The organism is Sagittula sp. MA-2 (genome assembly GCF_030126985.1).
Lineage (GTDB): Bacteria > Pseudomonadota > Alphaproteobacteria > Rhodobacterales > Rhodobacteraceae > Sagittula.
The window spans coordinates 1,830,272-1,856,661 of the sequence record NZ_CP126145.1; the positions used below are offsets into that span (position 1 = coordinate 1,830,272).

Consider the following 26,390-nt stretch of genomic DNA (forward strand, 5'->3'; position numbering starts at 1 on the left):
CGCGACGGCCTCAGGCGGCGGCCCATTGCTCCAGTGTTGTGGCCAGTTCGCCGTACCCGGTAAAGCGCCGTTCGAAGGCGAGGCCAAGCCGGTCGGCGCAGGCCTTTGCCCGCGCGGTCAGCGCGGGGTCGTCGGTCTGGGCGAGGTAGACCAGCGTCTCGTAATGGCCGAAGTACATCGGCAGAAGCTCCGGATGCCGATCCAGGCCGAGCGGCTTCCAGACGAATGCATCGAACTGCCGCGCGAGGAAGTCGGTCAGGTAGAAGGCGGTGATCTCGTCCCGCTCCGCGAAACGGTTGAGCCCGTCGAAGAAGGCGTAGCAGTGCGGGCCGGCCATCATCTCTACCCCGAGGTCGGCGCAGGCGGCCTGCAGATACCCACCCGTGCCGCAATCGGCGTAGACGACGGCGATGCGGTCATAGCCCTTGCTATGACGGGCCACCGCGTCGCGCACCGCGTCTGTGATGCGGTCGGGGGCATTGTGCAGGATGGCGGGCAGGCAGGTGAGGTCGATATGGTCCCACCCGTTCAGCCGTTTCAGCGCAAGGATCTCCCGAGCGAGCGCGCCGCAGGCAATCAGGAGGACACGCCCTTCGCCCGAAGGGAGCATCCCGTCGCTGGTCAGGGTCGAGTCGTCAGGAAGAGGTGCTGTCGTCATAAGGGACGGGCGCCATCGCCCAGCGGGCGATGAGGACGAGGACAAGAAGGATCGGCACGACGGGCAGGATGCCCCAGCTCGACAAGGCCCAAAGCGCAAGTACCGCCGCGCAGATCGCGGAACAGACAATCATGGCGAAGGATGTCACTGGCATTCCGATCTCCTCTCTCCCCCAATATGAGGCAAAGCTGGCAGGAGTAAAACAGTAATCTTGTCAACGCTTCGTGTGCTGGATCGGCAAAGTCGCACATTGCTCAACAATCGCGCTGTACGACGTTACGTCAACGAGCGCGGGTTGAGTTGGTTAGGCTCCGCACACGGCCCGAATGAGAAAACGGCGGCCTGTTGCGGGCCGCCGTCTTGCGTGGGAACGATGCAGGCGGGTCTCAGCCCGCGCGCATCTGGTTGTGCTTGCGGGCGATGAATTCCTTCGCCGTCTCGACCGCCACGGCGGCGTCGCGGCAATAGGCGTCGGCGCCGATCGCCTTGCCGAACTCTTCGTTCAGGGGCGCGCCGCCCACCAGAACGATGTAGTCGTCGCGGATGCCCTGTTCCTTCATCGTGTCGATCACGACCTTCATGTAGGGCATGGTGGTGGTGAGCAGGGCGGACATGCCGAGGATGTCGGCCTCTTCCGCCTTCAGCGCGTCGAGGTACTTCTCGACCGGGTTGTTGATGCCCAGGTCGACGACCTCGAAACCGGCGCCTTCCATCATCATGGACACGAGGTTCTTGCCGATGTCGTGGATGTCGCCCTTGACGGTGCCGATGACCATCTTGCCCATGCGCGGTGCGCCGGTCTCGGCCAGCAGCGGCTTCAGGATCGACATGCCCGCCTTCATCGCGTTGGCGGCCAGCAGAACCTCCGGCACAAACAGGATACCGTCGCGGAAGTCGCGGCCGACGATGGTCATGCCGCCGACAAGCGCCTCGGTCAGGACCCGGTAGGGTTCCCAGCCGCGTTCCAGGAGGATGTTGACGCCTTCCTCGATCTCTTCCTTAAGACCGTCGTAGAGGTCGTCGAACATCTGTTGGACGAGTTCCTCGTCGTCGAGTTCGGAGAGGATGATGTCGTCGTCTTCATCGGACATGGATGTCTTTCCTTCTGCGTTGCGCAGGGTGCATATGGGCGATGCCCTCCCTGCGACTAATCGTCGTTTTCCAGTCGCGTCAATTGGCGGATTGCGACATTGGGCAGAGTTCTACCGACGCGCTGCAAGCCGAATGGCGCGACATTGCGCGTGTTCACGTTAAGTTCTAGTGTGCGTGCATGGATCATGAGCATCGCATTCTGCCGGATGACCGGCGCCGGGCGCGCGGCGCACTGAGCCGTGACACCGGCCGGTTCGAGCGTTTCGACCGGGTCGAAACGGATGACGGATGGGACATTCCCGAGGATCGTCCGGCGTTTGTGACAGAGGTGCGCGAGGAACGCGCGCGCTCTGTGGTGAACTACGTGCGCTCGCCCGATCTGCCCTTCGACCGGTCGCTGAACCCCTACCGCGGGTGCGAACACGGGTGCATCTACTGCTTCGCGCGGCCGACGCACGCCTACCTCGGGCTGTCGCCTGGGCTGGACTTCGAGACGCGGCTGGTGGCCCGTCCGAACGCGCCGGAGGTGCTGGCCCGCGAATTGTCCGCCCGCCGCTACTGCGTCGCGCCGCTGGCCATCGGAACGAACACCGATCCCTACCAGCCGGTTGAACGGGATCGCGGGATCATGCGCGCCTGCCTCGAGGTGCTGCGCGACTTCCGGCACCCGGTGGCGATCGTGACGAAGGGCACGCTGATCGAGCGTGACATCGACATCCTGTCCGACATGGCCGCTCAGGGGCTGGTGCGTGTGGGCATCTCCGTCACGACGCTCGACGACACGCTGTCCCGCCGGATGGAGCCGCGCTGCCCGCGTCCCGCGCGCAGGCTGGCCGTCATCCGCGCGCTGGTGGACGCCGGTGTGCCGGTGCGGGTCATGGCTTCGCCCATGGTGCCGGCGCTTACCGATCCGGAGCTTGAGGCGATCCTCGCCGCGGGTGCTGAAGCAGGCGCCAGTGCGGCAAGTTATATCATGCTGCGCCTCCCGCGGGAGGTGGCCGGGCTCTGGCAGGAGTGGCTGGAGGCGCACTACCCGGACCGCGCGGCGCGGATCATGGGCCACCTGCGCGACATGCACGGCGGAGAGGTCTATTCCTCGAAGTGGTTCCATCGGATGAAGGGGGAGGGCGTCTATGCCGACCTTCTGGCCCAGCGGTTCCGGCGTGCTGTCCGGCGCCTGAACCTCGATCAGCCGCAACCCGACCTGCGGTGCGACTTGTTCCGCGTGCCTCCGAAAGCCGGTGACCAGATGAGCCTGTTCTGACCGGCAGGCACGACGGCGCGTCTGCGCTGCATGCGGGGCCGGGCCTGTCATCCCCTGCGGCGGCGCCCGCGGCGTTCGCGGCCTGCGCCCTCGTCGTCGCCGGTCCCGTCAGAGGCGGAGGAGAAGCCGCCCAGTTTCTCGGCGATGACGTCGAGCGTCGGTCGCGGACCCGGCGCGCGCGTTTCCAGCGCCTCGCGCATGGCCTTCAGGTGTACGGGCATGGTGCCGCAGCAGCCGCCGATGATGCGCGCGCCTGCGTCACGCGCCAGGCAGGCATAATCCGCCATCAGTTCCGGCGTGCCGTTGTAGTGGATGTGCCCGTCGCTGTATTTCGGGATGCCGGCGTTGCCCTTTGCGATGATCGGTCGATCGGTCCCGGTCGCGGCAAAACCCAGCACGGTGCGCATCAGGTCCGACGCGCCGACGCCGCAGTTCGCGCCGAAGGCGATGGGCGGGTTGGGCAGGCTGTCGACCAGCGCCACCATGTCCTGCGAGGTGACGCCCATCATCGTGCGCCCGGCGGTGTCGAAGCTCATGGTGCCGCACCACGGGGCTCCGACGTTGCCGAAGGCCTCGGCGGCAGCGCGGAATTCCTCGGGTGCCGAGATCGTCTCGACCCACAGCACATCGGCGCCGCCGTCCATCAGGCCGCGCGCGGTTTCCTCGAACATCTCCACCGCGCTTTCGTGGGACAGGCTGCCTGCGGCGCCCATGATTTCGCCGGTGGGGCCCACGGAGCCCGCGACGATGATCGGACGACCGGCGGCATCGGCCACCTCGCGGCCCAGCTCGGCGGCCAGTTTCGACAGCTCGTAGGCGCGGTGCCCGGCGTCGTGCAGTTTCAGGCGCGACGCGTTGGCACCGAAGGAGTTCGTCAGGAAGAGATCCGACCCGGCATCCACCGAGCCCTTGTAGAGCGCGCGGATCTTGTCCTGCTCCGTCTCGTTCCAGAACTCCGGCGCATCGCCCGACATCAGCCCCATGTTGAACAGGTTCGTTCCGGTGGCACCGTCGGCCAGCAGCCAGTCGCGCTCTGCCAGGGCCTTGGTCAATGCGTCGCTCATGCTGTGGTCTCCTTCGCTGATGGCATCGCGTGTTTCACAGTTGTTGGCATGACGCAAACTCATAATCTGCATCATCTTGATGAGGATTGTAGCCAAGGGGCATGGCGGTTCAGGCCAGCAGGATATCCGGGAAAACCTCGCCGAGCCCCAAAGCGGAGGCGAGAGAGTAGGCAAGCGCGCGCGGGATGTTGACCGCCCATGCAGCCACCTCGCGCAGCAAGACCTTTGTCATGCGAGGCGCCTTGCCATTGGTCTCGGGCGTCGTGCAGGCCGCTGCGGGACGTCCGGCCCATGCAAGGCTGGCGGCGCCGCGCAGGGCATGGAAGGGTTCGGTCACGACGATGCGGGTCTCTCCTTCGGGCAGATCGGGACGGGAGAACAGCGCATTCTGCAAGGTCGACAGGGACTGACCTTCCCACGACACGGCGGAAGGCGGCACACCGGCGCGGATCGCCGCCTCGGCCATGACTTGCCCGGGGCGGGTGCCGGGCAAGGTGTTTCCGCAGGTCATGTGCAACTTCTTTACCATCCCTTCGCGATACAAGCGGACGGAGGTGGCGACTCTCATGGCCGTGTCGGGTGTCAACCTGTCCGGCGCGCTGCCCCCGCCCAGAACGATGGCGACCTCGCGCGGTTTGGACACCGATGTGCAGGCTGGGATTGCGAATTGCGAGATCGTCGTGAGCAGGACGCATAACGCCAAATAGCTGGCGACAAGGCGCAGAACCGTGCGCATCTGGAGCTACCTGTCCTGTTGCAGCGTCAGCACCTGGAGACGGCCACTTTCACTGTCGTACCAGAGGTGCGCGCGCTCCGGCGTCTGGATCACGCGCCACCACGCGGTTTGCCGGCCAATCGCCTGCTTCCAGCGCAACTGTTCCTCCAGATCGATGCAGGCAGACAGCTTGGCGTCGAACAGCCGCCCAAGGCGCGTCCAGTCTTCGGTTGCGCCCGCCGGTGCGCTGGCGATGAAGGTTGCGCGCTGGCAGTTGAAGCGCTTGGCTTCGGATGTCAGCGTCTCGGTCACCGTGAAATCTGCCGGGATCAGGGATCGCAGGTGCTCCACGTCGGCACGGCATGCCGCCAGTGCAAGCGGAAGGAGCAGCGCAGACAGCCTGAAAGCGGAACACGTCATCGAAAGATCTTTGGCAAAGGCCGCCGGGGCGGCGTTTGCTGCAAGAGTGTCGGCGTTTCAGGTCACATACAAGGGTGACTTGGGCCTTTGCGGCACGATGACGTGCCGCAAAGGCTCATTCCAGCTCGATCGTGCCCGGCGGCTTCGAGGTCGTGTCGTAGAACACGCGGTTGATGCCCTTCACCTCGTTGATGATCCGGGTCGAGGTCTCGCCCAGGAACTCGTGGCTGAAGGGGTAGTAATCCGCGGTCATGCCATCGACGGAGGTGACGGCCCGCAGCGCCAGCGCATAGTCATATGTCCGGCCATCGCCCATGACGCCCACGGTGCGCATCGGCAGAATTGCCGCGAAGGCCTGCCAGATCTCGTCATAGAGACCGTGCTTGCGGATCTGGTCGATATAGACCGCATCCGCCTTGCGCAGGATGTCCAGCTTGTCGCGGGTGATCTCGCCCGGGCAGCGGATCGCAAGGCCTGGTCCGGGGAAGGGGTGGCGGCCGATGAAGGAGGCGGGCAGGCCCAGTTCGTGACCCAGCGCGCGGACCTCGTCCTTGAACAGTTCGCGCAGCGGTTCGACCAGCTTCAGGCCCATCTTTTCCGGCAGGCCACCGACGTTGTGGTGCGACTTGATCGTGACCGACGGGCCGCCGGAGAAGGAAACCGATTCGATCACGTCGGGATACAGCGTGCCCTGCGCGAGGAATTCAGCCCCCTCGATCTGGTCGGCGTATTTCTGGAACACGTCGATGAAGAGCTTGCCGATGGTCTTGCGCTTGATCTCGGGGTCCGAGACGCCTTCGAGCGCGCCGAGGAACAGATCGCTCTCGTCGGCATAGATCAGGTTCAGATTGTAGTTGTCGCGGAACATCTGCACGACCTGTTCCGCTTCGTTCAGGCGCAGCAGACCGTGATCGACGAACACGCAGGTCAACTGATCGCCGATCGCCTCATGCAGCAGGATGCCGGTAACGGAGCTGTCGACGCCGCCGGAGAGGGCACAGATCACCTGCTTGTCGCCGACCTGTTCGCGGATCTTGGCGATCATCTCCTCGCGGTAGGCGGACATGGTCCAGTCGCCGGTGAAGCCCGCAAGCTTCACGAAGTTCTCGTAGAGCGTCTTGCCGTTCGGTGTGTGGTGCACCTCGGGGTGGAACTGCACGGCATAGAACCGGCGGTCGAGGTCGGCGGTCATGGCGAAGGGTGCGCCGGTCGAGGTGCCGTAGACCTCGAACCCCGGGGCAAGCTCTGCCACGTGGTCGCCGTGCGACATCCAAACCTGCTCGCGGCCCGAAGCGTCAAGGAACCAGCCGTTGAAGAAATCGGTGGTCCGTTCCGTCGGCATGACGTAGGCGCGACCGAATTCCGCTGTGTGGCTTTGCCCGGCTTCGACGCGACCGCCGAGGTCCTGCATCATCACCTGCTGCCCGTAACAGATACCGAGGATCGGCACGCCCAGGTCGTAGACGGTCTTCGGCGGACGCGGCGAACCCTCACGGGTCACCGAATCGGGGCCGCCGGAGAAGATGACGGCTTTGGGGGCGAAATCGGCCAGGAACGCGTCGGTCACGTTCTGATAGGGGTGGATTTCGCAATAGACGTTCAGCTCCCGCAGGCGGCGCGCGATGAGCTGCGTCACCTGGGACCCGAAGTCGATGATGAGGAGGCGGTCATGCTGGGCTTGGGTCATGCGCTCCTGTACGCAGGGGCCGGGAAAGTTTCAATATCGCTCGGGAGGCGTGATGCGGGTTTTGACGGAATACGGGATGGGGTCCTCGCTCAGACGCGGCGATCAGACGGAAGCGGCGGCGCGCGGGCTGCGCGATGCGCTGTGGCGCAACTCCATCCGTGCGGCAGAGGTCTTTGGCCGCGACAAGTCCGAGATGCGGCTGGCGGTGAAGGTCGGAGTGCCCGTGCCGGAAGACGTCGACGTGGCGGCCCTGAGGGAGGTCTTTCCCTACGGCACGCCGGACATCGAGGTTGTCGAGGGTGGCCTTTCGGTGCCGCATCCGTCCGGCGAAGGTGAGGCTCTGGTCATGGCGGCGGTGTCAATCACCGTCTCTTTCGGGGAGGACGCATGATGGAGCGGCTGATCATTCGCATGGGGCTGGGCACGGGCGAGACGGCGCAGGAGGCTGCGGAGGCAGGTCTGCGCGACGCGATGGGCCGGGCGGTTGTCCATGCTTCGCACGAAGGCGGTGTGTTGCGCGTCACGGTCGGCGTTCCGGAGGCCGAAGGGGTTTCGGAACCCGCGCTGGTCGCGGTCCTGGGCCAATCCGCGGAGGTGACCTGCCGGACAGGCGGATTGTCGGCGGGCGGGCGTTTCGTGGCGACCGTGGCGCTGGAGCTTTTTGTTCCGACCAATGCCGCATGATATGCGACCGGCAGCGCGGTAAGTGTCGCGGCAAGGCAGACCAGCGCGCGCGACGATACGTGGGTCGTGGATGTGCCTATCTCCTGCAGGCCGACAGGCCTTCCGGTAAATGCGATGGATATTGCCAGCGCACTGGTGCGACCGCAGGACTGTCCGGGCTGAACGCCTTAATCCCCTGCTAAAGCCTGTGGGATAAGACAGAACACATTCGAACGATCCGCCTGTTTAGCGGCGGCAGGTCGTCTGCATGGCCTGGTATGTCGTATTTTCGCGCCAAGCGCCGCTAACGCGCCAATCCCCGCGGGCTTCAGCGGCTATTCAGGCGGAAATCGGTCCGGGCGCGACAGGCGTGCCCCGAGAAATGCGAGGATGGATCCATGGCAGAAGCGACGGCACGCAGACGTGCGCGCGGTACGGGCGGCGGGGCCGCACGGCGGGCGGAGCGGACCTCCACCGCGGTGGAGACGGCGAGGTTCATCGAACGCAACATTCCGAACTTCGAGGTCCTCACCCAGGAGGCCCTGGAAATCATCGAGCATAACGCCGAGACCGTGCTGGAAGAGATCGGCGTCAACTTCGTGAACAACCCCGGCGCTCTGGCGCGCTGGAAAGAGGCGGGCGCCGACGTGCAGGGCGAACGGGTCCGCATCCCCCGTGGCCTCGCCCGCACGCTTTGCGCCACCGCGCCGTCGCAGTTCACCCAGCACGCGCGCAATCCCGACCGCAACGTGGAGATCGGCGGGCGCAACCTCGTGCTGGCCCCGGTCTACGGCCCGCCCTTCGTGCGCGACCTCGACGGTGGCCGCCGCTATGCCACGATCGAGGACTTCCGCACCTTCGTGAAGCTGGGTCAGATGTCGAAATGGCTGCACCACTCCGGCGGCACGGTGTGCGAACCGACCGACATCGCGGTGAACAAGCGCCACCTCGACATGCTGCTGGCGCACATGACCCTGTCCGACAAACCCTTCATGGGGTCGGTGACGGAGCCGTCACGCGCCGCCGATTCCGTCGAAATGTGCGAGATTTTGTTCGGGAAACAGTTTGTTTCCGAGAATACGGTGATGACCTCCCTGGTCAACATCAACTCGCCGCTGACCTTCGATGACGTGATGATGGGGGCGCTGGAGACCTATGCCGCGGCCGGGCAGGCCTGCATCGTTTCGCCCTTTATCGTGGGCGGTGCGATGGCGCCGGTTTCGGTGGCGGGCACCCTGACGCAGGTGCTGGCAGAGGTGCTGGCAGGGGTGGCCTACAGCCAGTTGATCCGTCCCGGCGCGCCGGTGATTTTCGGGGCCTTCGTAACCTCCATCGACATGAACTCCGGCGCGCCCACGTTCGGAACGCCGGAGGCCGCGCACATCACCTACGGCGCAGGCCAGCTGGCGCGTCGCCTGGGCCTTCCGTACCGGTCTTCGGGATCGTTCTGCGGGTCGAAACTGCCCGATGCGCAGGCCGCCTACGAGACCGCGAACTCGCTCAACATGGGGCTGTTGTCCGGCGTCAACTTCATGCTCCACGCCTGCGGCTGGCTGGAGGGCGGACTGGTGTCGTCGTTCGAGAAATTCGTGATGGACGCCGACCAGCTCGGCACGCTGCACCACCTGGCCAAGGGCGTCTCAATCGACGAGAACGCGCAGGCGATGGATGCCATCCGCGAGGTCGGTCCGGGCGGTCATTACCTTGGCTGCGCGCATACGCAGGCGAACTTCAAGTCAGCCTTCTGGCGCTCGGAAGTGCTTGATTACAAACCATATGAGACCTGGTCGGAGGATGGCGCGCGGGACACCGTGGCGCTGGCGCAGGTCCGGATGGCGAAACTGCTGGACGCTTACCAGAAACCCGCGATGGACCCCGCCATCGAGGAACAGCTGAACGACTACGTCGCCCGCAAGAAGGCGTCGATGACCGACAGCTTCACCTGAGACAGGGCGGCCCCGGAACCTGTGTTCCGCGGGCCGCTTTCAGCCTGCCGTGGCCGGGCCGTCGGGCGCCACCAGTTCGGCGGCGCTCCGCAGAAGACGGGCCTCTCCCATCATGGCGGTCAGCACCTCGACATGGCGGCTGACGCTGTAGGCGGCATCGCCGCCCCTGCGCCGTTCGTCCAGCTCGGCCTCGATCTCCATCAGGCGCATCAGCGCCACGCCCGAGCGCGGCAGGGCGGCAAACCCCAGAACCCGGCGCAGGTGGGGCAGCCTGCGGTACTCCTGCGCGCCGATGCGGGCGGCGCGGATCAACAGGCGCGGGCGGCCCAGATCGCTCAGCATTCCCAACACGTCCTTCATCTGTCCAATCTCCTGTGCAAGACCGAAACGGTTCGGCCGACGGCGGAACAGAAGCACACTCATGAAGGGTGTTGCGCGGCACCGTACGGTCGCGAACGAGCGATTTACCCATGATTATCTATTGTTAGGAAGGATCGTCCCGAAGCGTGTGTTAACCAAAGAGTAACCGGCACACGCGAAGGTTGCGATCGATCAAATGGGGATAAACCTGTGAACAAATCGTCCCGACGCAAAGGTCACGCATGATCGACGCGCCACCCTGCAACGCCGAGGGCCCGGTGCCCGCATGGATGCCCGCGCGGGTGCTCATGTACCTGGCGCATGTCGAGGGTGGACAGTCGATCCGTGAACTTGCGCGCCAGGCGGGATGCCACGCTTCGACCGTCCTGCGTCAGATCCGGAAGATCGAAACGCTCCGGGACGACCCTTTGATCGACGCAGCCTTATGCACCATGGGGGCAGCCGGCACGGGGGCGCCGGCTACATTGACCAGAAAGGACGATGAACCGATGACTGCTGCCATCAACACTCCGGTCCCACCGGACGAGACGACGCTTGCGCGTGAGGCGCGGCGGGTGCTGCGCCGCCTGTGCGAGCCGGGTGCCGTGCTGGCCGTTGCGGCCGAGATGGAAAAGGCCGTGGTGGTGCGCGACACCGGCGACGGAGGCAGTGCGCGCACAGCCGTCGTCGAGGTCGGCATTGCCCAGGCGATGGCCCTCAAGGAATGGATCACATGCGATGCCCCCGCGCGCATCTCCAAATACCGGATCACCTCGGTGGGGCGGGTGGCGCTGAACCGCATGGTCGCGGCACAGGAAAACCGGGTGCGCGGCTTTGCCGAGGCTCAGGCGGGGTTCGAGACGGGGCGCGCCGCCGATGCCGCCCTGGAAGAAGTCGAGCGCGACCCAAGGCTGCGCAAGGGACACTTCGCCCTGGCCGAAAGCCCGCTGACGACCCTCGGGCGGCGGCGGGACAAGGACGGCACGCCCTTCCTGACCGATGTTCTGATCGCTGCCGGGGAACGTCTGCGCGAAGACTTCGAACTGGCCCAGATGGGGCAGCGCACGACGCAGAACTGGGATCATTTCCTGACCCCCGGAGTCTCGACCCGCGCCGGGAACGCGGGCGGGAGTGCCTCGGCTGCGCAGGAGCGGCTTCAGGCGGCGCTGCGCGACCTCGGCCCCGGCCTGGGTGATGTCGCGCTTCGGTGCTGCTGTTATCTCGAAGGTTTGGAAAAGGCGGAAAAACAACTGGGCTGGTCGGCACGCTCGGGAAAGATCGTCTTGCGCATCGCCCTGCAACGTCTGCGCCGACATTACGAAGAGCGTGGCAAGGGAGGTGGCGACTTGATCGCCTGACCCGTCCTGCACGAAAATCGGCAATACATGCATGAAACGGCCCCCGCGAAGGATCGCGGGGGCCGAATTTCGTTCACCAAAAGCTGCCGGATTATTCCGCAGCCTTGATCGGCGTGTCAGGGGTGACGGGCAGCGCCGGTGCACTTTCCACGGCCTCGCGGACACCCTTGGCATAGTCCGGATGCACACGTTCGAGCACCGCGTACCAGCGTTCCTTCACCCTGTCGGAACAGGGCGCCATGGCGCCTGCCATGTTCTGATGCAGGCGCGTGCGCTCATCGTCCGACAGCACATCCATATAAAGCGCGCGCGGCTGGACAAAGTCGTCGTCGGTGACCTCCTGCGGATGGCGATAGGCCTCGGCGTCGATGCGCATCGGCGGCTCCGTGACCGACGGATCTGGGCGCGGCGCGTCCTCGTACTGGTTCGGCTCGTAATAGGCGTTGGGATTGCCCGTATCGTTCTGGAAGAACCGCATCGCCCCGTCCTTGTGGTAGTGCGCCACGGGCGCCTTGGGCGCGTTGGCGGGCAGGGCCTCGTAGTGCGTGCCAAGCCGGTAACGGTGCGCGTCGGCGTAAGAGAAGATCCGCGCCTGCAGCATCTTGTCCGGCGAGAAACCGATGCCCGGCACCACGTTCGAGGGCGAATAGGCGGCGTTCTCGACCATCTGGAAGTAGTTCTCGGGGATGGTGTGCATCTCCAGTTCGCCCACTTCGATCAGCGGATAATCGGCGTGCGGCCAGACTTTTGTCAGATCGAAGGGATTGAAGGGGAACTTGTCCTCCTCGCCTTCCTTCATGACCTGAATGAACAACTTCCACTTCGGGAACTTGCCCTCGGAGACCATGTTGAAGAGGTCTTCCTGAAAGCTCTCGCGCGTCTCGCCGATGATCTTCTTGGCTTCCTCGTTGGTGTAGTTCTCGATCGGCTGCTGGCAGCGAAAGTGGAACTTCACCCAGTGTCGCTCACCTGCATCGTTCCACATGGAGAAGGTGTGCGAGCCGTAACCGTGCATATGCGCGGGGTTCTTCGGGATGCCGCGGTCGGACATCAGGATCGTGACCTGGTGCACCGATTCCGGCTGCCCGGCCCAGAAGTCGAACATCGCCTCGGGCGAACGCATGTTGGTCTTCGGGTGGCGCTTTTGCGTGCGGATGAAATCGGGGAACTTGTAGGCGTCGCGGACGAAGAAGATGGGGGTGTTGTTGCCCACCATGTCCCAGTTGCCTTCCTCGGTGTAGAACTTCAGGGAGAAGCCGCGCACGTCGCGTTCCGCGTCCGCCGCGCCCAGCTCACCAGCAACCGTGGACCAGCGGGAAAGGACGTCGCAGGTGTTGCCGACCTTGGAGAACAGCGCCGCGCGGGTGTACTTCGTGATGTCATGCGTCACGGTGAAGGTGCCCTGCAGACCCCAGCCCTTGGCGTGGACAGCGCGTTCGGGGATGCGCTCGCGGTTCTGATGGGCCAGCTTCTCGATCAGCTGGTAGTCCTCGAGCAGCAGCGGGCCGCGCGGTCCGGCGGTCCGCGATGTTTCGTTCGTCGGGACTGGTGCACCTGCGGTTGTGGTCTGACGTTTGGACATGAAGCCTCTCCTTGCTGTTCCTGCCGACCAATGCGCCGCACCATCTTAAAGTTTCATTGTATGATATTCTGGCCGCGATAGTCTGCGGTTATCGCCAGCCTTTGCGATGACGCCCACGCGGCTTGCCCGGCACGCATGGCAGCGGGGTGGATTCGCGGACCGATCAGGCGTAGGAGAGGTGAAAGCCGTTGTTGCGAAAGGTCAGTGACATGCGCGATCTGAAGATCCCCGGGGAGCGCCACCCCGAAAAGGCCCACCGGGCCGACAATGCCCAGCCGAAGAAACCCTCCTGGATTCGCGTCAAGGCGCCCGGCGGGCAGGGATACAACGAGACCAAGCGGATCATGCGCGAACACAAGCTGGTGACCGTTTGCGAGGAGGCCGGGTGCCCCAACGCGGGCGAGTGCTGGAACCTCGGGCATGCGACGATGATGATCATGGGCGAGATCTGTACCCGCGGCTGCACCTTCTGCAACGTGGCGACCGGCCGGCCCGACGCGCTCGACGTGTTCGAGCCGGGGCGCGTTGCGGATGCGGTACAGAAGCTGGGGCTGAACCACGTGGTCATCACCTCTGTCGACCGGGACGACCTGGACGACGGCGGGGCAGAGCACTTTGCCCAGACGATCCGCGCCGTGCGGCACCGTTCGCCCGATACCACCATCGAGATTCTGACCCCCGATTTCCTGAAGTGCGGGCCAGACGCACTCGAAACCGTCGTCGCGGCGAAGCCGGACGTGTTCAACCACAACCTCGAAACCGTGCCGGGTCTCTACCCGGAGGTCCGTCCGGGCGCGCGCTACTTCCACTCCCTGCGGCTTTTGCAGCGGGTGAAGGAGCTGGACCCGGGCATCTTCACCAAGTCGGGCATCATGGTCGGCCTCGGTGAAGAGGCACAGGCGGTGCGGCAGGTCATGGACGACATGCGCGCGGCCGACGTGGATTTCCTGACCATCGGCCAGTATCTGCAGCCGACGCCAAAGCACCACCGCGTGGCCCGTTTCGTCGAACCTTCGGAATTCGCCGCCTACGAGAAGGCGGCCTTCGGCAAGGGGTTCCTGATGGTCTCGGCCACGCCGCTCACGCGGTCGTCGTACCATGCCGGCGACGACTTTGCCCGGCTGCGCGATGCCCGGCAGGCGAAACTCGGTCGGGCCTGAGGGCGCGCGGATAGCCGTCCGAAATCGGCGGTTTGTCCGGAAACGCAAACGCTCCTGAAAGAAATGCGCCGGCGTCGGATTGGATCCGCGCCGGCGCATGCGTTCAACTACCAGGCTCGGCCTCAGGGCGCGGGCAGCGCCTTGATGTAGTCGGCAACGGCGGTCCGGTCCTCTGCCGACAGCTTGGAGAAGTTGTCCACCACCTCGGCCATGTGCCCGCCCACGCTGTCGAAGTCCGGTGTGAACCCGGTTTCGAGGTAGTAGGCCACGTCGGTCGCCGACCAGGTCAGCTTGTCCGGCGTCAACGCCGGTATCGTGCCCTGTCCGGACGGGTTGGGCGCGCCAGCCAGCCAGCGCCCCTTGTCCAGCCCGCCAAGCGCATTGCGCGGGGTATGGCATTCGCCGCAATGGGCCAGGGTCTCGGCCAGATAGCGGCCACGCTCGTTGTCGCCCGCGGGCATCACGTAGTCGTCCGAGAAGAACAGGAGCTTCCAGCCTCCCAGTGACCGCCGGATGTTGAACGGAAAGCCGACATCGTGCGGTTTGGACGCGGTGTCGGACGGTTCCAGCGACATTATGTAGGCGTGCAGGTCGGCAACATCCTGATCCTCCATCTTGGTGTAGGAGGTGTAGGGGAAGGCCGGGTACAGGTGCTCTCCTTCCGGCGACACACCCCGGGTCACGGCATTGGCGAGGTCGACGATGGACCAGCCGCCGATTCCCGCCTCTGACGGCGAGATGTTGGGCGCGTAGAAGGTGCCGAAATCGGACGGGAAGGCCTGACCGCCGGCCAGAACCAGCTTGTCCTCGCTGTCGGGCGTATGGTGACAGGATGCGCAACCGGCGGCGGTGAACACCGTCTCGCCACGCGCCGGATCACCGGTCAACGCCTCGAACCGGGCGGCATCGACGCGCGACGGCGCGGTCAGCCACAAACCGATCCCGACCGCGATGATCGCGATCGGGACCAGGACTTTCAGAAAGCTGCGCATTTATTCCGGCGCGCGGTACGTGTCGTGGCACGCCTTGCAGGCGCCGCCGACCTTGCCCAGCATCGGCCCGAGCGCTTCCTGCCCGGTGCCAGCGGCAGAGGCCATCTCGGTCGCCGCGGTGCCGAGGTCTTCCCACTTCGAATTGAAGTCGTCCATCTGTTCCCAGATCACCGGCTGCGCGCGGGTGCCGTCGATGGACATGTTGTCGGTGCCCTCGGCCCACATCGCGGCCTGGTGCAGGCTGGCGACGGCGGCGATGTTGTCGGCGGCCGCCTGTGCAGCCTCCGCATCGTATTCGACCGCGCCCTTTGCCATTCCGCCCAGCACGCCGAGGTTCAATGCGAGGATGTTGAACTGACCCTGCCGTGCCTTGACCGGCTGCGGCAGATCCTGCGCGGTTGCGGCTGTGGCGCAAACGGCCAGCGCTGCGAGAACGGTAATGGTTTTCTTCATTGGGTGTCTCCCTGTTTTCAATGTGGCCAGCTTAATGTCGCTGAGAATTGTGACAAACAAATTCTGCGTGTGCAGAGATCGGGGGTCGCGCTGCCCGAACAGGCATCGCATCCCGGGCGATTTTTTCACAGCCGGACGGCGGGATCACGCGCTTTTCGACATGTCTTCGGTAAACCGGACCTTGCCGATGTAGGGAAGGTTACGGTTGCGTTGCGCATAGTCGATTCCGTAGCCCACCACGAATTCGTCCGGGATCTCGAAGCCGATCCAGTCGGCCTTGAAATCGACCTCGCGCCGCGCAGGCTTGTCCAGCAGGGCGATGGTCTTCAGCCGCGCCGGTTTGCGTCCGCGCAGAAGGTGCATGACGTGGTTCAGCGTGTGGCCGGTGTCGACGATGTCCTCCACCACCAGCACGTCGCGCCCTTCGATACCGGATCGAAGGTCCTTCAGGATACGCACCTCGCGGCTCGATTCCATCGTGTTTCCGTATGAGGACGCCTCGAGAAAATCGACCTCGACGGGCAGGCGCAACTCCCGCACCAGGTCGGCGATGAAGACGAAACTGCCACGCAACAGCCCGACGACGACCAGTTTTTCAGTTCCGGCGAAAGCCCGCGTGATTTCCTGTGCGAGCGCCTCGATCCGTGCGGCAATGGCCTTGGCCGAGATCATCTCGTCTACGACATAAGGACGGTCTGACATCACAACCCCTTGATTTCCTGCGCGCAGCATACGACATCCAGCGACAGTGTCACCCGCTACGAGCGACCCAGACGGAGACTCATGCCTACCCATTCCGAGACCCGCAAACTCCCGTACACCGCCCAGCAGATGTACGATCTGGTCGCCGACGTGGCCAACTACCCGAAGTTCCTGCCGTGGACGGCGGCCGCCCGGATTCGGTCTCACCAGACGGAGGGCGACCACGAAGTGATGCTTGCGGACCTCGTGATCTCTTTCAAGGTGTTCCGCGAACGCTTCGGATCGCGCGTGACGCTTTGGCCTGATGACATGCGGATACACACCGAATACCTCGACGGCCCGTTCCATCATATGGAATCGAAGTGGGGCTTCACCGATGTCGACGGCGGCTGCGAGGTCTCTTTTTTCGTGGATTTCGAGTTCCGCAACCGCATCCTCCAGGGCGCGGCCGGCATGTTTTTCTACGAAGCGATGCAGCGGATCGTGCGCGCCTTCGAACGCCGCGCCGCCGAGCTTTACGGCTGATCAGTAAACGGCCTTCGCCTGCGTTAACCACGTAGTCCCTAAGGCCCGGACATGCCCGATTTGTGTCAAATTTAAGCGTCATCACGTGACTTCCTGTTGCAGCAAAGGGAGACCGTCATGATCAATCCAAGCTCCAGCGTGGTTCAGTCGTCGCTTTATGCCGCGCGCCTGACCCCAGCGGACCCGAAACCGGGCCTGCAGAAACCGGAATCCGAGGCCACTGCCTATATCCCGGCCACCTCTCAGGGAACCGGCGTCCCGAACCTGATGGCGATGGGGATTTATTCGCCCCCGACCGCCACCTCGGGCGCCCCCGGACAGTCGGGCGAAGCGCCCACCGGCAGCACCGGCTATCCCGCCTACAACGATGCCGTGGTGACGGTCAGGAACCAGGCCATGCTCATGGCCGCGACGCAGTATGGTCAGGCCACCGCGTTCACGGGCGCGCCGATGTCGCCTGCGGTGAACGCCACGGTGTGATGCGCCGCGTCGGGATGGCCTGAACCAAGCATTAACCATTGAGTGCGAATCCGGGCCGGTGCGGGCGGCAATGCCGCCTTTTAGCCCGATTTTTCGGGCATTTCTTCGGACCAGTTCATAGAGACTAAGAAGGGACGAACGAAATGCCCTCACTGTTTTCCATATCGGCCCATACACCGGGGGCGAGTGTTCCGCCGCGCCCGGTGCAGGAGGTCGAGCGCACCCCGGCCTCGCAAAGCCGGACCGCCCCGGGCGGCGCCGCCTTTGGCGACGCGCCGCAAGGGGTGGGCGCACCCGTTGCGACCGGCGCCACCGTCCGGCCCTCTGCCATCCAGCCCGCGCCCGCCGCGCCGCCGCCGGTGTCGACGTCGCAGGCGGGACGTCTGGCGGCGGTCACCATCGAACTCCAGGCCGAGCGGAAGGCTGAGGATGCAGCAGGCAAGGCCGCAGAGAGCGAAGCCGCCGAAGCCGAGGCCATCCGCGAAAGCGCGACGCCGCGCGGCACGGATCAGGCCACCCTCACGCGTCTCGACGAGCGCAAGGACCTCCGCGGCGAAGACGATCTGGCCCGCAGCATCGCCGGCACCTCGGAAGACACCGATCCGGCCCGCGAGGCGGCGGAGAAATACCGAGATGCGAATGAGACCACTTCCGCCGCAGAACCGGCGCGGCTGCTGATGGACGCCTGACCGGAGGCTCTTGGCTTCCGGCGCAGAGGGTGGTTCCTTGCACGGCAACGACGTGCCGGGAGGAACCATGTCCGCAACCGATCAGATTCTGACTGCCGCGGCTGCTGCCCTGGACCATCCCGACGCGCGCGAGGTCATGCGCCTGTCGACAGCGGACTGGCTCGCCTGCGGCATCGCCGGGCGCCACGAACCCGTCGCGCAGAGCGTGCGCGCGCTGGTCGAAAGCGAAGGTGGGCAGGGCCAGGCGACCTTGTTCGGAGCGGGCAGGGCGCCTGCGCGCGCGGCGGCCCTGCTGAATGGCGCGGCCTCGCACGCGCTCGACTACGACGACACCCATTTTGCCCACATCGGCCATCCATCGGTGGCCGTTCTGCCCACCGCGCTCGCCGTGGGCGAGATGCAGGGTGCACGTCTGTCCGGGGTCATCGACGCGGCGCTTGTCGGTTGCGAAGCGTCGATCCGGTTCGGCGTGCTCTTCGGTCGTGCGCACTACCAGGCGGGGTTCCACCAGACCGCGACCGCCGGCGCATTCGGCGCAACCGTGGCCGCCGCCCGCCTGTTCGACCTCTCGCCCGACGCCACCAGGCATGCGCTGTCGTTGGTCACGACCCGAGCTTCTGGGCTGAAGTCGCAGTTCGGCACGATGGGAAAGCCCTTCAATGCCGGTATCGCCGCCTCAAACGGGGTAGAGGCCGCACTTCTGGCACAGGCGGGTTTCACCTCCGCGTCGCAGGCGCTGGACGGGATGAACGGTTTCCTGGCTACGCATCACTGCGACGGCATGGCAGAGCAACAGGCCGATCCGTGGATGCTCTCGATCAGCCACAAGTTCCACGCCTGTTGCCACGGTCTGCACGCCACGCTGGAGGCCCTGGCGACTCTGCCGCGCACGGATCCAGCATCCATCAGCGCAATCGAGGTCGTGACGCATCCGCGCTGGCTGACCGTCTGTCACATCCCGGAACCGCAGACCGGCCTGCAACTGAAGTTCTCTTACCGGGCCATCGTCGCCGCCGCGTTGCTGGGTCACGACACCGCCCGGCTGGACACCTACTCGGACGCGCTTTGCCACGATGCCGATCTCGTCGCGTTGCGCGACAAGGTCGAGGTCCGCGCCGATGAGACCCTCGCAGAGACGGAAGCCGTGGTCCGCATCGAAACACCCGGTGGCATCACCGAAGCGCACCACGATCTGGATGCGCCCATGTCTGTCGACAGTCGCAAGGCACGGCTTGCCGGGAAGGTGGCCGCATTGGTCGGCGAGGATGTGGCAGATGCGATCTGGCAGGCCATCGAAGCCGACGATCTGTCTTCGATCTCCGCCCTGATGTAGGAACGGGCCCCGTAGGGCCCGTTTTCGTGCATCAAATGCCGTGCCTCAGCTAACGTGATCGTAGGCGCGTTCGCCGTGCACCGACAGGTCGAGCCCGTTGACCTCCGTCTCGGCGTCGACGCGCAGCGGGGTGATCGCCCGGACCACCACGATCAGAAGCACCGTCACGACAACGGTGAAGACGCCGACGATGAGGAGCGACCCGAGCTGGGCTACCCACGACCCCGCACCGAAAGCTGCGATCATGATCGTGCCGAAGATGCCGCCGACACCGTGCACCGCAAAGACATCGAGCGTGTCGTCGATCTTCAGCCTGCTGCGGACGAAGTTCACCGCCTCCTGGCAGAGCACACCTGCAACAAGACCGATCACCAGAGCCTCGACGGGGCCGACGAAACCCGATGCAGGCGTGATGGAGGCCAGCCCGGCGATGGTGCCGGTGACCATGCCCACAAGGCTCGCCTTGCCGAACTTGATCTTTTCCCAGAGCGCCCAGCTGAGCGAGGCCGCGGCCGCCGAGATATGTGTCACGGTCATCGCCATCGCCGCGCCGCCGTCGGCTGCGAGTTGGGATCCGCCGTTGAAGCCGAACCAGCCGACCCACAGCATGGACGCACCGATCATGACGAATCCCGGGTTATGCGGCGGCTTCGAGTGGTCCTTGCGCGGGCCGAGGAAGACGGCGATCAGAATGGCCGCCAGACCCGCCGTTTCGTGCACCACGATCCCGCCGGCAAAGTCCTTCACGCCGGTCTCGCCAAAGATACCGCCGTCGGCCAGCATGCCGCCGCCCCAGGTCCAGTGCGCCACCGGGGCGTAGCACAGCAGCATCCAGAGGAGCGAGAACAGCAGCACGAAGCCGAAGCCGATCCGCTCCACGTAGGCGCCGACGATCAGCGCGGGCGTGATGATGGCAAAGGTCATCTGGAAGGCGAAGAACAGCACCTCGGGGATCGTGCCGGAGACCGTGTCGGCGGTCACGCCGTTCAGGAACGCCCGATCGAGCCCGCCCCAGATCATGCCGTCGCCGCCGAAAGCGATAGAATAGCCAAGCGCGAACCAGGCGACGCTCATCAGGCAGGCGATGGCGTAGCAATGCATGAAGACGCTGAGCACGTTGCGGGCGCGCACCAGCCCGCCGTAGAACAGGGCGAGCCCCGGCAATGTCATGAACAGCACAAGTGCCGTGGCGACGATGATCCAGGCGGTATCCGCTCCGACCATGAGTTTTCCTCCCTCGGTATTTCAACGCCTGCGATGGCGGCGTTTCGCGATGAGGGCGGTCTCTGGCGTAAAACCTCTGCGGAAAAAACGGTCAATGAATGCGAAAGGCGGGCAATTCGTGTGCGTTTTTCATACCGGCGCCGAAATGGTCCATATTTTCGATCATCGCACAATAATTGGTCGAAAAGTGAATGGAATAACTGGGCTTGCGGTTTGGAGCGGTCAGGACAGCGCCGCCAGCAGCATCGCCAGTGCGTGGTCTGTCGCTGCATTGCGCACCTTGTCCCGTCCGAGCGCCCCGTGTTCAATTGTCTCAGACCTCGTGCCCGAGGCGTCGGCGAGGGCGTAACAGACCCGGCCTTCCGGCTTGAACTCCGATCCGCCCGGACCGGCGATGCCGCTGATGGCCACGGCGACGTCGGCGCGCGCTGCCCGGCGCGCCCCTTCGGCCATCTCGCGCGCGACCTCTTCCGAGACTGCGCCATGCGCCTCCAGTGTTACGGCGCGGACACCCAGCATCTCCTGCTTGGCGAGGTTGGAGTAGGTGACGAATCCGCGCTCGAAGATCGCCGAGGATCCCGGCACATCGGTGAGGGCCGCCGCCACCTTGCCGCCTGTACAGCTTTCCGCCGCCGTCACGATCTTGGAGGTTTCTTTCGCCTTTTCAAGGATATACTCTGCAATCTTCACATCAATGTCCCATGGTAGAGAGCGGCCAGCACGATGGAGACGAGTGCCGCGAAGACGCCTGCGATCACGTCATCGAGCATCACGCCAAGCGCATCGCCGCGCCGGTCGGCACGGCCCACCAGCCACGGTTTCCAGATGTCGAACAGCCGGAACAGCACGAAGCCGGAGACCCAGCCGGGCCACAGCCGCCAGACCTCGATCCCCATCATGCCCGCGCCGAAGCTGACCGGCATGATTGCGATCCACTGGCCCACAACCTCGTCGATGACGATCCATGACGGGTCGTGGTCGCCCGTGCGGGTCAGCGCCTCTGTCGCCTTGAGGCCCGCAAAGAACACCACCACGCTGAGCGCCAGCAGCAGCCAGAAGCCGCCGATCAGGTGGATGACGAAGGCCATGGGCAGCGCCGCGAGCGAGCCCCAGGTGCCGGAGGCGGGGCGCAGGAAGCCGATGCCGCCGACGGATGCGATCCACTTCATGCCGACACCAGCGTCGCGGTGGCGATGGCAGCGATTCCCTCTTCGCGCCCGGTGAACCCCAACCGTTCGGAGGTGGTCGCCTTGATCGAGATGCGGTCAGGTTCGAGGTTCATGATCCGGGACATTTCCTTCGTCATTTCAGCGGCATGCGGGCCGATCTTCGGGCGTTCGCAGATCAACGTCAGATCGACGTTGCCGATCCCGAAGCCGCGCGTCCGTGCAAGGTCGACCGCGTGTTTCAGGAATATCTCGGACGCGGCGCCTTTCCACTGCGGATCGCTGGGCGGGAAATGCCGCCCGATGTCGCCCTCCGCCAGCGCTCCATACAGCGCGTCCGTCACGGCGTGCATGCCTACGTCGGCGTCCGAATGTCCTTTCAACTTTCGGTTGTGCGGAATGCGTACGCCGCAGAGGATGACGTGGTCGCCCTCCTCGAAAGCGTGCACATCGTATCCGTTGCCGGTCCTTACGTCCATGGTGCCTCGTAACATGTTGCTCGCGCGAGAGAAATCCTCTTGCGTCGTGATCTTGATATTGCGCTCGGAGCCGGGTGTGACCCGAACCTCGATACCGGCGGCCCGGGCGACCTCCACATCGTCGGCGGCCACGCCCGCGAACGCGCGATGCGCGGCAAGAATGCCGTCGAAGTGGAACCCCTGAGGCGTCTGTGCGCGGAACAGCCCGCTGCGGTCACGGGTGCCGCTGACATGGCCGTCCTCGGCCGTCCAGAGCGCATCGGTGACGGCAAGAGAGGGTGCCGCCGCCGGTGCCGTCTGAAGCGCGTCCAGCACGGCTTGCACGGTCTCCGCGGGCACACAGGGGCGGGCCACATCGTGGATCAGAACGGCGTCGAACCCTTCGCCGCTCAGCGCCTCCAAGCCATTGCGGACAGAGGTCGACCGTTCCGCGCCACCGTGGACCAGCCGGACGTCCAGCCCGACGCAGACCGCTTCGGCGCGGGCTTGGTCTTCGGGATGTATGACCATCGCGAGCGAACCGAATCCCGACATAGCCTCGAGCGTCCATCGCGCCACCGGACGGCCTGCAATGTCCTGCCACTGCTTCGGCAGCGCGCCCCCGGCGCGGGTTCCGCGACCGGCCGCAACGATGAGGATTGCTGTGCGCATACGTCTGAAATCCTTTGGCTTCCTTCTCATAAGGGGGGTGTGGTGCGGTTGCAATCTTCCCGACGGTATGCCTTTTTTTTAGGCAATTTTCAGTGGGTGCGGTGCAAAGGGCGTCGGAAACATTGAAGGAATACAATACAGAGGCTAACTCCGACCGGAGATGTGCTTTACTCCCGTACGTCGCACAAGGACTAGGCATTTGGTGCTTTCCATCGGAAAACGACAAATTGAACCGCCGGTGCTGCTCGCACCGCTGGCGGGAATCACGGATCTCCCGTTCCGGACTTTGGTGTCCCGGTTCGGGTCCGGACTCGTGGTTTCAGAGATGATCGCATCGGGTGAATTCCTGACGGCGAGACCCGGAACACGGGAAAAGGCGGAACTGGGCGCGCAGGTGGAAAACACCTCCGTGCAGATCGCCGGGCGCGAGCCGGAGCCGATGGCCGAAGCTGCCCGGATGGTCGCGGACATGGGCGCCCGGGTGATCGACATCAACATGGGATGCCCGGCCAAGAAGGTGACGGGCGGATGGTCCGGCTCGGCGCTGATGCGGGTGCCCGACCACGCCCTTCGGTTGATCGAGGCGGTGGTGGCCGCGGTCGATCTGCCGGTGACGCTGAAGACCCGGCTGGGCTGGGACGACGCCGACCTGAACGCGCCGGATCTCGCGCGGCGGGCCGAGGGCGCGGGCATCCGGATGATCGTGATCCACGGCCGGACCCGTTGCCAGTTCTACAAGGGCCGCGCCGACTGGGCGGCGATCCGCGCGGTGAAGGAGGCGGTGTCCATCCCTGTCGTCGCCAACGGAGACATCACCGATGCGGACACGGCGCAGCAGGCGCTCGACCTTTCCGGCGCGGACGGCGTGATGGTCGGTCGCGGCGCGCAGGGCGCACCGTGGCTTCTGGCCGAGATCGCCTCCAAGTTGCATGGCGCTCCGGCGCCGCAGATCCCCGAAGGCGAGGACCTGGCCGATCTGGTTGCCGAACACTACGAGGCGATGCTCGACTTCTACGGACACACGCTGGGCAACCGCGTCGCCCGCAAGCACCTCGGCTGGTACATGGATCGCGCGGGCACGCCGGTGGCGCTGCGCAAGACGGTCCTGACGGAACGTGACCCGGCTCGGGTCCTATCGCATCTGCGCGAGGCGGTACTGACGCAAGACAAGGACGCGGCGTGATGATGGATGACCGCGACATGATGATCTGGTCCTCGCTGCCGGTCCCGGCGGTGCTGATCGATCCGGACGAGAAGATCGGCGACCTGAACCCGGCGGCCGAGGGCTTCCTGAACAACTCCGCCAAGTGGCTGCAGGGGCAGCCGATCTGGGACCGGCTCGCCATCGACGCGCCGCTGGAGGAGAGCCTGAGCCGCGCCCGGGAAAACGGCACGCCGCTCTTCGTCAACGATGTGGACGTGGGCACCGGCAGCCGGCCGCCGCTGGTGTGCAACCTTCAGATCGCGCCGCTTCAGGGGCGCGAGGGCTGGATGGTCATGCTGATCTCGCCACGCGAGCTGGCCGGGCGGATGACGCAGAGCCATTCGGTGAAATCCGCCGCGAAGTCCGCCATCGGCATGGCGGAGATGCTGGCCCACGAGATCAAGAACCCGCTGGCGGGGATCACCGGCGCGGCCCAGCTTCTCAGCATGAACTTGCCCAAGGAAGACCTTGAATTCACGGACCTTATCGTCGCCGAGACGCGGCGGATCGTGAAGCTGCTGGAGCAGGTCGAACAGTTCGGCAACCTCTCGGCGCCCGACCGGCGCGAGGTGAACATCCACGATGTTCTGGACCGCGCCCGCAGATCGGCGCTTCTGGGGTTCGGTGCGCACATGCGCATCCACGAGGAATACGACCCCTCGCTGCCGATGGCCTGGGGCGATCCCGACCAGCTGCTGCAGGTGGTGCTGAACCTGGTGAAGAACGCCTCCGAGGCGGCCGATCCGATCAACGGCGGCCACATCACGCTGCACACCTATTACGAACACAGCTTCCGCCTGCGGCGCGCCGACGGCTCCGGCCAGACGCTGCCGCTGCAGATCGAGATCATCGACGATGGTCCCGGCCTGCCTGAGGCGATCAAGGGCGACATCTTCGATCCCTTCGTTTCGGGCAAGGAGAACGGCACGGGGCTTGGCCTCGCGCTGGTGTCGAAGATCATTTCGGACCACGACGGCTGGATCTCGGTGGACTCCGTCCCCGGCCGCACGGTCTTTCGCATTTCGCTGCCCCGGGCCCCCCGGGCGAAGAAGGAGACCAAGTGATGGACGGCACCGTTCTTGTCGCTGACGACGACCGCACGATCCGCACCGTGCTGACCCAGGCGCTGACGCGCGCGGGCTGCAAGGTGCACGCAACCTCTTCGCTGACCACGCTCATGCGGTGGGTCGGCGAGGGCAAGGGGGATGTGGTGATCTCCGACGTCATGATGCCCGACGGAAACGGGCTCGAGATGCTGCCGAAGATTTCCGAGGACCGGCCCGGCCTGCCGGTGATCGTCATCTCGGCGCAGAACACCATCATGACGGCGATCCAGGCGGCGGAGGCGGAAGCCTACGACTACCTGCCCAAACCCTTCGACCTGCCGGACCTGATGAAGCGCACGGCCAAGGCGCTGGAGAACCGCAACCGCGCGCCCCGGCGAGAAGAGACGGTGGTCGGCGCCGACGAGCCGGACGAGCTGCCGCTGGTGGGCAAGACCCCGGCGATGCAGGCGCTCTACCGCCTTGTCGCCAAGGTGATGAACACCGACCTCCCGGTGCTGATCACCGGCGAAAGCGGCACGGGCAAGTCGCTGATCGCGAAGGCGCTGCACGACTTTTCCGACCGGCGTACGCTGCCCTTTGTCACCGTGACGGCGGGCGACCTGCAGGACCTCGACGGTCCGGCGCGGGTGCTGGCGCGGGTGAAGGGCGGGACCTTGCTGATCGATGAGATCGCGGATGTCCCGGACGAGATCCAGGCCCGGATCGTGCGCATGATGGATGTGCCGGGCGATCACGTGCCGCGCTTCCTCGCCTCCAGCCAGATGGACCCACAGTCTCTGATCGAGGGCGGCAAAGTGCGGCAGGACCTGTTCTACCGCCTCGACGGCGCGGCCATCGCGGTGCCTTCGCTGCGGGAGCGGGTTGAGGACATTTCGCTCCTGACCGACCACTTCCTTGCGCGGGCGGAGCGTGAAGGCGCGTCGAAACGCTGGCTGTCCGAAGGCGCGGCGGACCTGTTCCGGGTGTATTCCTGGCCGGGCAACGTGCGCCAGCTCGAGAATGCGGTGCGCCGGCTGTCGCTGACCTCGCGGTCGGAAGAGATCACGAGGGCAGAGGTCGAGGCAGTGCTGGGCAACCAGCCCGAGACCGGACCTGTGCTGCGCGGGGGCGACAGCGACAAGCTGGGCGAATCCGTCGCGCGCCACCTGCGCCGGTATTTCGACCTGCATGGCGCGATGCTGCCGCCGCCGGGTCTGCACGGGCGCATCATCCGCGAGGTCGAGGCCCCGCTGATCGAGATTGCCCTTGAGGCAACCGGGGGGAATCAGGCGAAATGCGCCGACCTTCTGGGAATAAACCGCAATACTTTGCGCAAGAAGATCACGGATCTGGATATTCGCGTGACACGCCGCCGAAAGTTGATGTAAAAAGACCACATAGGTGTGACCCCGTCGCCATGATCCGCGTTAACGCTGCGTCATGGGGTGAGAAGGTTACCAGATATGGCGGTTTGCGT

General features: G+C 65.1%; 29 protein-coding genes. 13 read left to right on the top strand and 16 right to left on the bottom strand.

Annotated features, from left to right (window positions below):
* Positions 1–10: 10 nt before the first annotated feature.
* From QNI11_RS09130 to QNI11_RS09140, 3 genes are all read right to left on the bottom strand, one after another.
* The gene (locus tag QNI11_RS09130; RefSeq protein ID WP_283983177.1) at positions 11–658 is read right to left on the bottom strand and encodes a DUF1638 domain-containing protein; all 648 of its coding nucleotides are present in this window, start codon (positions 656–658) and stop codon (positions 11–13) included.
* On the bottom strand, positions 636–812 hold the full coding sequence (locus QNI11_RS09135; RefSeq protein WP_198521788.1) for a hypothetical protein: 177 nt from the start codon (positions 810–812) through the stop codon (positions 636–638). Before QNI11_RS09135 ends, QNI11_RS09130 begins: the two co-directional genes overlap by 23 nt.
* Positions 813–1,044: 232 nt before the next feature.
* A complete protein-coding gene (locus QNI11_RS09140) occupies positions 1,045–1,749 on the bottom strand; it encodes a B12-binding domain-containing protein (protein ID WP_100930762.1) in 705 nt (234 codons plus the stop codon).
* A gap of 179 nt (positions 1,750–1,928) precedes the next feature.
* Between QNI11_RS09140 and QNI11_RS09145 the strand changes: the two genes are divergently transcribed.
* Positions 1,929–3,014: a PA0069 family radical SAM protein gene (locus tag QNI11_RS09145; protein ID WP_283983178.1), complete on the top strand. Its 1,086-nt coding sequence runs from the start codon at positions 1,929–1,931 to the stop codon at positions 3,012–3,014.
* A 47-nt stretch (positions 3,015–3,061) separates the two neighbouring features.
* On the opposite strand, the gene bmt is transcribed toward QNI11_RS09145, so the two are convergent.
* The 4 genes from bmt to guaA form a co-directional block, all read right to left on the bottom strand.
* The gene (gene bmt, locus QNI11_RS09150) at positions 3,062–4,078 is read right to left on the bottom strand and encodes a betaine--homocysteine S-methyltransferase (protein WP_100930760.1); all 1,017 of its coding nucleotides are present in this window, start codon (positions 4,076–4,078) and stop codon (positions 3,062–3,064) included.
* 109 nt (positions 4,079–4,187) lie between these two features.
* Positions 4,188–4,814: a YdcF family protein gene (locus tag QNI11_RS09155; RefSeq protein WP_283983179.1), complete on the bottom strand. Its 627-nt coding sequence runs from the start codon at positions 4,812–4,814 to the stop codon at positions 4,188–4,190.
* Between the two features lie 6 nt (positions 4,815–4,820).
* Entirely contained in the window at positions 4,821–5,213 is a 393-nt protein-coding gene (locus tag QNI11_RS09160) for a hypothetical protein (protein WP_283983180.1), read from the bottom strand.
* 115 nt (positions 5,214–5,328) lie between these two features.
* Positions 5,329–6,900, bottom strand: a complete 1,572-nt coding sequence (gene guaA / locus QNI11_RS09165) for a glutamine-hydrolyzing GMP synthase (RefSeq protein WP_283983181.1) — start codon at positions 6,898–6,900, stop codon at positions 5,329–5,331.
* Between the two features lie 52 nt (positions 6,901–6,952).
* On the opposite strand from guaA, the gene QNI11_RS09170 reads away from it, so the two are divergent.
* The 3 genes from QNI11_RS09170 (at position 6,953) to QNI11_RS09180 (ending at position 9,509) form a co-directional block, all read left to right on the top strand.
* Positions 6,953–7,291, top strand: coding sequence for a Lin0512 family protein (locus tag QNI11_RS09170; protein WP_198521787.1), 339 nt, complete (start codon positions 6,953–6,955; stop codon positions 7,289–7,291).
* Entirely contained in the window at positions 7,288–7,584 is a 297-nt protein-coding gene (locus QNI11_RS09175; RefSeq protein ID WP_283983182.1) for a hypothetical protein, read from the top strand. The genes QNI11_RS09170 and QNI11_RS09175 overlap by 4 nt, the downstream gene beginning before the upstream one ends.
* A gap of 377 nt (positions 7,585–7,961) precedes the next feature.
* Positions 7,962–9,509, top strand: a complete 1,548-nt coding sequence (locus tag QNI11_RS09180; RefSeq protein ID WP_100930754.1) for a trimethylamine methyltransferase family protein — start codon at positions 7,962–7,964, stop codon at positions 9,507–9,509.
* 39 nt (positions 9,510–9,548) lie between these two features.
* On the opposite strand, the gene QNI11_RS09185 is transcribed toward QNI11_RS09180, so the two are convergent.
* On the bottom strand, positions 9,549–9,869 hold the full coding sequence (locus QNI11_RS09185; RefSeq protein ID WP_283983183.1) for a DUF6477 family protein: 321 nt from the start codon (positions 9,867–9,869) through the stop codon (positions 9,549–9,551).
* A gap of 242 nt (positions 9,870–10,111) precedes the next feature.
* On the opposite strand from QNI11_RS09185, the gene QNI11_RS09190 reads away from it, so the two are divergent.
* Positions 10,112–11,227 carry a DUF6456 domain-containing protein gene (locus tag QNI11_RS09190; protein WP_373418432.1) on the top strand — a complete coding sequence of 372 codons (1,116 nt, stop codon included), beginning with the start codon at positions 10,112–10,114 and terminating at the stop codon, positions 11,225–11,227.
* A gap of 91 nt (positions 11,228–11,318) precedes the next feature.
* Here QNI11_RS09190 and QNI11_RS09195 read toward each other — a convergent pair whose 3' ends face one another.
* The gene (locus QNI11_RS09195; protein WP_283983185.1) at positions 11,319–12,809 is read right to left on the bottom strand and encodes a catalase; all 1,491 of its coding nucleotides are present in this window, start codon (positions 12,807–12,809) and stop codon (positions 11,319–11,321) included.
* Positions 12,810–13,018: 209 nt separating this feature from the next.
* Here QNI11_RS09195 and lipA point away from each other — a divergent pair, with 209 nt between their 5' ends.
* Entirely contained in the window at positions 13,019–13,969 is a 951-nt protein-coding gene (gene lipA / locus QNI11_RS09200; protein WP_100930750.1) for a lipoyl synthase, read from the top strand.
* 122 nt (positions 13,970–14,091) lie between these two features.
* Here lipA and QNI11_RS09205 read toward each other — a convergent pair whose 3' ends face one another.
* The 3 genes from QNI11_RS09205 to hpt form a co-directional block, all read right to left on the bottom strand.
* On the bottom strand, positions 14,092–14,961 hold the full coding sequence (locus QNI11_RS09205) for a cytochrome c (RefSeq protein ID WP_283983186.1): 870 nt from the start codon (positions 14,959–14,961) through the stop codon (positions 14,092–14,094).
* Positions 14,962–15,414, bottom strand: coding sequence for a cytochrome c (locus QNI11_RS09210; protein ID WP_283983187.1), 453 nt, complete (start codon positions 15,412–15,414; stop codon positions 14,962–14,964).
* A 144-nt stretch (positions 15,415–15,558) separates the two neighbouring features.
* On the bottom strand, positions 15,559–16,116 hold the full coding sequence (gene hpt, locus QNI11_RS09215; protein ID WP_100930747.1) for a hypoxanthine phosphoribosyltransferase: 558 nt from the start codon (positions 16,114–16,116) through the stop codon (positions 15,559–15,561).
* Between the two features lie 81 nt (positions 16,117–16,197).
* Between hpt and QNI11_RS09220 the strand changes: the two genes are divergently transcribed.
* The 4 genes from QNI11_RS09220 (at position 16,198) to QNI11_RS09235 (ending at position 19,143) form a co-directional block, all read left to right on the top strand.
* Positions 16,198–16,641, top strand: coding sequence for a type II toxin-antitoxin system RatA family toxin (locus tag QNI11_RS09220; protein WP_100930746.1), 444 nt, complete (start codon positions 16,198–16,200; stop codon positions 16,639–16,641).
* Positions 16,642–16,758: 117 nt separating this feature from the next.
* Complete coding sequence (locus tag QNI11_RS09225) at positions 16,759–17,121, top strand: hypothetical protein (protein ID WP_283983188.1); 363 nt, start codon at positions 16,759–16,761, stop codon at positions 17,119–17,121.
* 143 nt (positions 17,122–17,264) lie between these two features.
* A complete protein-coding gene (locus QNI11_RS09230; protein WP_283983189.1) occupies positions 17,265–17,810 on the top strand; it encodes a hypothetical protein in 546 nt (181 codons plus the stop codon).
* A 67-nt stretch (positions 17,811–17,877) separates the two neighbouring features.
* The gene (locus tag QNI11_RS09235; RefSeq protein WP_283983190.1) at positions 17,878–19,143 is read left to right on the top strand and encodes an MmgE/PrpD family protein; all 1,266 of its coding nucleotides are present in this window, start codon (positions 17,878–17,880) and stop codon (positions 19,141–19,143) included.
* Between the two features lie 45 nt (positions 19,144–19,188).
* On the opposite strand, the gene QNI11_RS09240 is transcribed toward QNI11_RS09235, so the two are convergent.
* From QNI11_RS09240 to QNI11_RS09255, 4 genes are all read right to left on the bottom strand, one after another.
* Positions 19,189–20,367: an ammonium transporter gene (locus QNI11_RS09240; protein ID WP_283983191.1), complete on the bottom strand. Its 1,179-nt coding sequence runs from the start codon at positions 20,365–20,367 to the stop codon at positions 19,189–19,191.
* Between the two features lie 222 nt (positions 20,368–20,589).
* Positions 20,590–21,057: a CinA family protein gene (locus tag QNI11_RS09245; protein ID WP_283983192.1), complete on the bottom strand. Its 468-nt coding sequence runs from the start codon at positions 21,055–21,057 to the stop codon at positions 20,590–20,592.
* Positions 21,054–21,536 carry a phosphatidylglycerophosphatase A gene (locus QNI11_RS09250; protein WP_283983193.1) on the bottom strand — a complete coding sequence of 161 codons (483 nt, stop codon included), beginning with the start codon at positions 21,534–21,536 and terminating at the stop codon, positions 21,054–21,056. The genes QNI11_RS09245 and QNI11_RS09250 overlap by 4 nt, the downstream gene beginning before the upstream one ends.
* Positions 21,533–22,663: a bifunctional 2-C-methyl-D-erythritol 4-phosphate cytidylyltransferase/2-C-methyl-D-erythritol 2,4-cyclodiphosphate synthase gene (locus QNI11_RS09255; protein ID WP_283983194.1), complete on the bottom strand. Its 1,131-nt coding sequence runs from the start codon at positions 22,661–22,663 to the stop codon at positions 21,533–21,535. Before QNI11_RS09255 ends, QNI11_RS09250 begins: the two co-directional genes overlap by 4 nt.
* Before the next feature lie 199 nt (positions 22,664–22,862).
* Between QNI11_RS09255 and dusB the strand changes: the two genes are divergently transcribed.
* The 3 genes from dusB to QNI11_RS09270 are packed head-to-tail and all read left to right on the top strand — an operon-like array spanning position 22,863 to position 26,301.
* On the top strand, positions 22,863–23,846 hold the full coding sequence (gene dusB / locus QNI11_RS09260; protein WP_283983195.1) for a tRNA dihydrouridine synthase DusB: 984 nt from the start codon (positions 22,863–22,865) through the stop codon (positions 23,844–23,846).
* Positions 23,846–24,931: a nitrogen regulation protein NR(II) gene (locus QNI11_RS09265; protein ID WP_100930737.1), complete on the top strand. Its 1,086-nt coding sequence runs from the start codon at positions 23,846–23,848 to the stop codon at positions 24,929–24,931. Before dusB ends, QNI11_RS09265 begins: the two co-directional genes overlap by 1 nt.
* The gene (locus QNI11_RS09270; protein ID WP_100930736.1) at positions 24,931–26,301 is read left to right on the top strand and encodes a response regulator; all 1,371 of its coding nucleotides are present in this window, start codon (positions 24,931–24,933) and stop codon (positions 26,299–26,301) included. The genes QNI11_RS09265 and QNI11_RS09270 overlap by 1 nt, the downstream gene beginning before the upstream one ends.
* Positions 26,302–26,390: the final 89 nt, after the last annotated feature.

Excerpts from the sequence above, each read along its gene's own strand:
- QNI11_RS09270 (WP_100930736.1), top strand. The coding sequence starts at position 24,931 with ATGGACGGCACCGTTCTTGTCGCTGACGACGACCGCACGATCCGCACC.
- QNI11_RS09185 (WP_283983183.1), bottom strand. The coding sequence starts at position 9,869 with ATGAAGGACGTGTTGGGAATGCTGAGCGATCTGGGCCGCCCGCGCCTG.
- QNI11_RS09175 (WP_283983182.1), top strand. The coding sequence starts at position 7,288 with ATGATGGAGCGGCTGATCATTCGCATGGGGCTGGGCACGGGCGAGACG.
- QNI11_RS09255 (WP_283983194.1), bottom strand. The coding sequence starts at position 22,663 with ATGCGCACAGCAATCCTCATCGTTGCGGCCGGTCGCGGAACCCGCGCC.
- guaA (WP_283983181.1), bottom strand. The coding sequence starts at position 6,900 with ATGACCCAAGCCCAGCATGACCGCCTCCTCATCATCGACTTCGGGTCC.
- QNI11_RS09195 (WP_283983185.1), bottom strand. The coding sequence starts at position 12,809 with ATGTCCAAACGTCAGACCACAACCGCAGGTGCACCAGTCCCGACGAAC.
- QNI11_RS09205 (WP_283983186.1), bottom strand. The coding sequence starts at position 14,961 with ATGCGCAGCTTTCTGAAAGTCCTGGTCCCGATCGCGATCATCGCGGTC.
- QNI11_RS09145 (WP_283983178.1), top strand. The coding sequence starts at position 1,929 with ATGGATCATGAGCATCGCATTCTGCCGGATGACCGGCGCCGGGCGCGC.
- QNI11_RS09265 (WP_100930737.1), top strand. The coding sequence starts at position 23,846 with ATGATGGATGACCGCGACATGATGATCTGGTCCTCGCTGCCGGTCCCG.
- QNI11_RS09220 (WP_100930746.1), top strand. The coding sequence starts at position 16,198 with ATGCCTACCCATTCCGAGACCCGCAAACTCCCGTACACCGCCCAGCAG.
- QNI11_RS09210 (WP_283983187.1), bottom strand. The coding sequence starts at position 15,414 with ATGAAGAAAACCATTACCGTTCTCGCAGCGCTGGCCGTTTGCGCCACA.
- QNI11_RS09180 (WP_100930754.1), top strand. The coding sequence starts at position 7,962 with ATGGCAGAAGCGACGGCACGCAGACGTGCGCGCGGTACGGGCGGCGGG.
- QNI11_RS09240 (WP_283983191.1), bottom strand. The coding sequence starts at position 20,367 with ATGGTCGGAGCGGATACCGCCTGGATCATCGTCGCCACGGCACTTGTG.
- QNI11_RS09160 (WP_283983180.1), bottom strand. The coding sequence starts at position 5,213 with ATGACGTGTTCCGCTTTCAGGCTGTCTGCGCTGCTCCTTCCGCTTGCA.
- QNI11_RS09130 (WP_283983177.1), bottom strand. The coding sequence starts at position 658 with ATGACGACAGCACCTCTTCCTGACGACTCGACCCTGACCAGCGACGGG.
- QNI11_RS09235 (WP_283983190.1), top strand. The coding sequence starts at position 17,878 with ATGTCCGCAACCGATCAGATTCTGACTGCCGCGGCTGCTGCCCTGGAC.
- QNI11_RS09170 (WP_198521787.1), top strand. The coding sequence starts at position 6,953 with ATGCGGGTTTTGACGGAATACGGGATGGGGTCCTCGCTCAGACGCGGC.
- QNI11_RS09190 (WP_373418432.1), top strand. The coding sequence starts at position 10,112 with ATGATCGACGCGCCACCCTGCAACGCCGAGGGCCCGGTGCCCGCATGG.
- hpt (WP_100930747.1), bottom strand. The coding sequence starts at position 16,116 with ATGTCAGACCGTCCTTATGTCGTAGACGAGATGATCTCGGCCAAGGCC.
- lipA (WP_100930750.1), top strand. The coding sequence starts at position 13,019 with ATGCGCGATCTGAAGATCCCCGGGGAGCGCCACCCCGAAAAGGCCCAC.
- QNI11_RS09140 (WP_100930762.1), bottom strand. The coding sequence starts at position 1,749 with ATGTCCGATGAAGACGACGACATCATCCTCTCCGAACTCGACGACGAG.
- QNI11_RS09250 (WP_283983193.1), bottom strand. The coding sequence starts at position 21,536 with ATGAAGTGGATCGCATCCGTCGGCGGCATCGGCTTCCTGCGCCCCGCC.
- bmt (WP_100930760.1), bottom strand. The coding sequence starts at position 4,078 with ATGAGCGACGCATTGACCAAGGCCCTGGCAGAGCGCGACTGGCTGCTG.
- QNI11_RS09135 (WP_198521788.1), bottom strand. The coding sequence starts at position 812 with ATGCCAGTGACATCCTTCGCCATGATTGTCTGTTCCGCGATCTGCGCG.
- QNI11_RS09155 (WP_283983179.1), bottom strand. The coding sequence starts at position 4,814 with ATGCGCACGGTTCTGCGCCTTGTCGCCAGCTATTTGGCGTTATGCGTC.
- QNI11_RS09230 (WP_283983189.1), top strand. The coding sequence starts at position 17,265 with ATGCCCTCACTGTTTTCCATATCGGCCCATACACCGGGGGCGAGTGTT.
- QNI11_RS09225 (WP_283983188.1), top strand. The coding sequence starts at position 16,759 with ATGATCAATCCAAGCTCCAGCGTGGTTCAGTCGTCGCTTTATGCCGCG.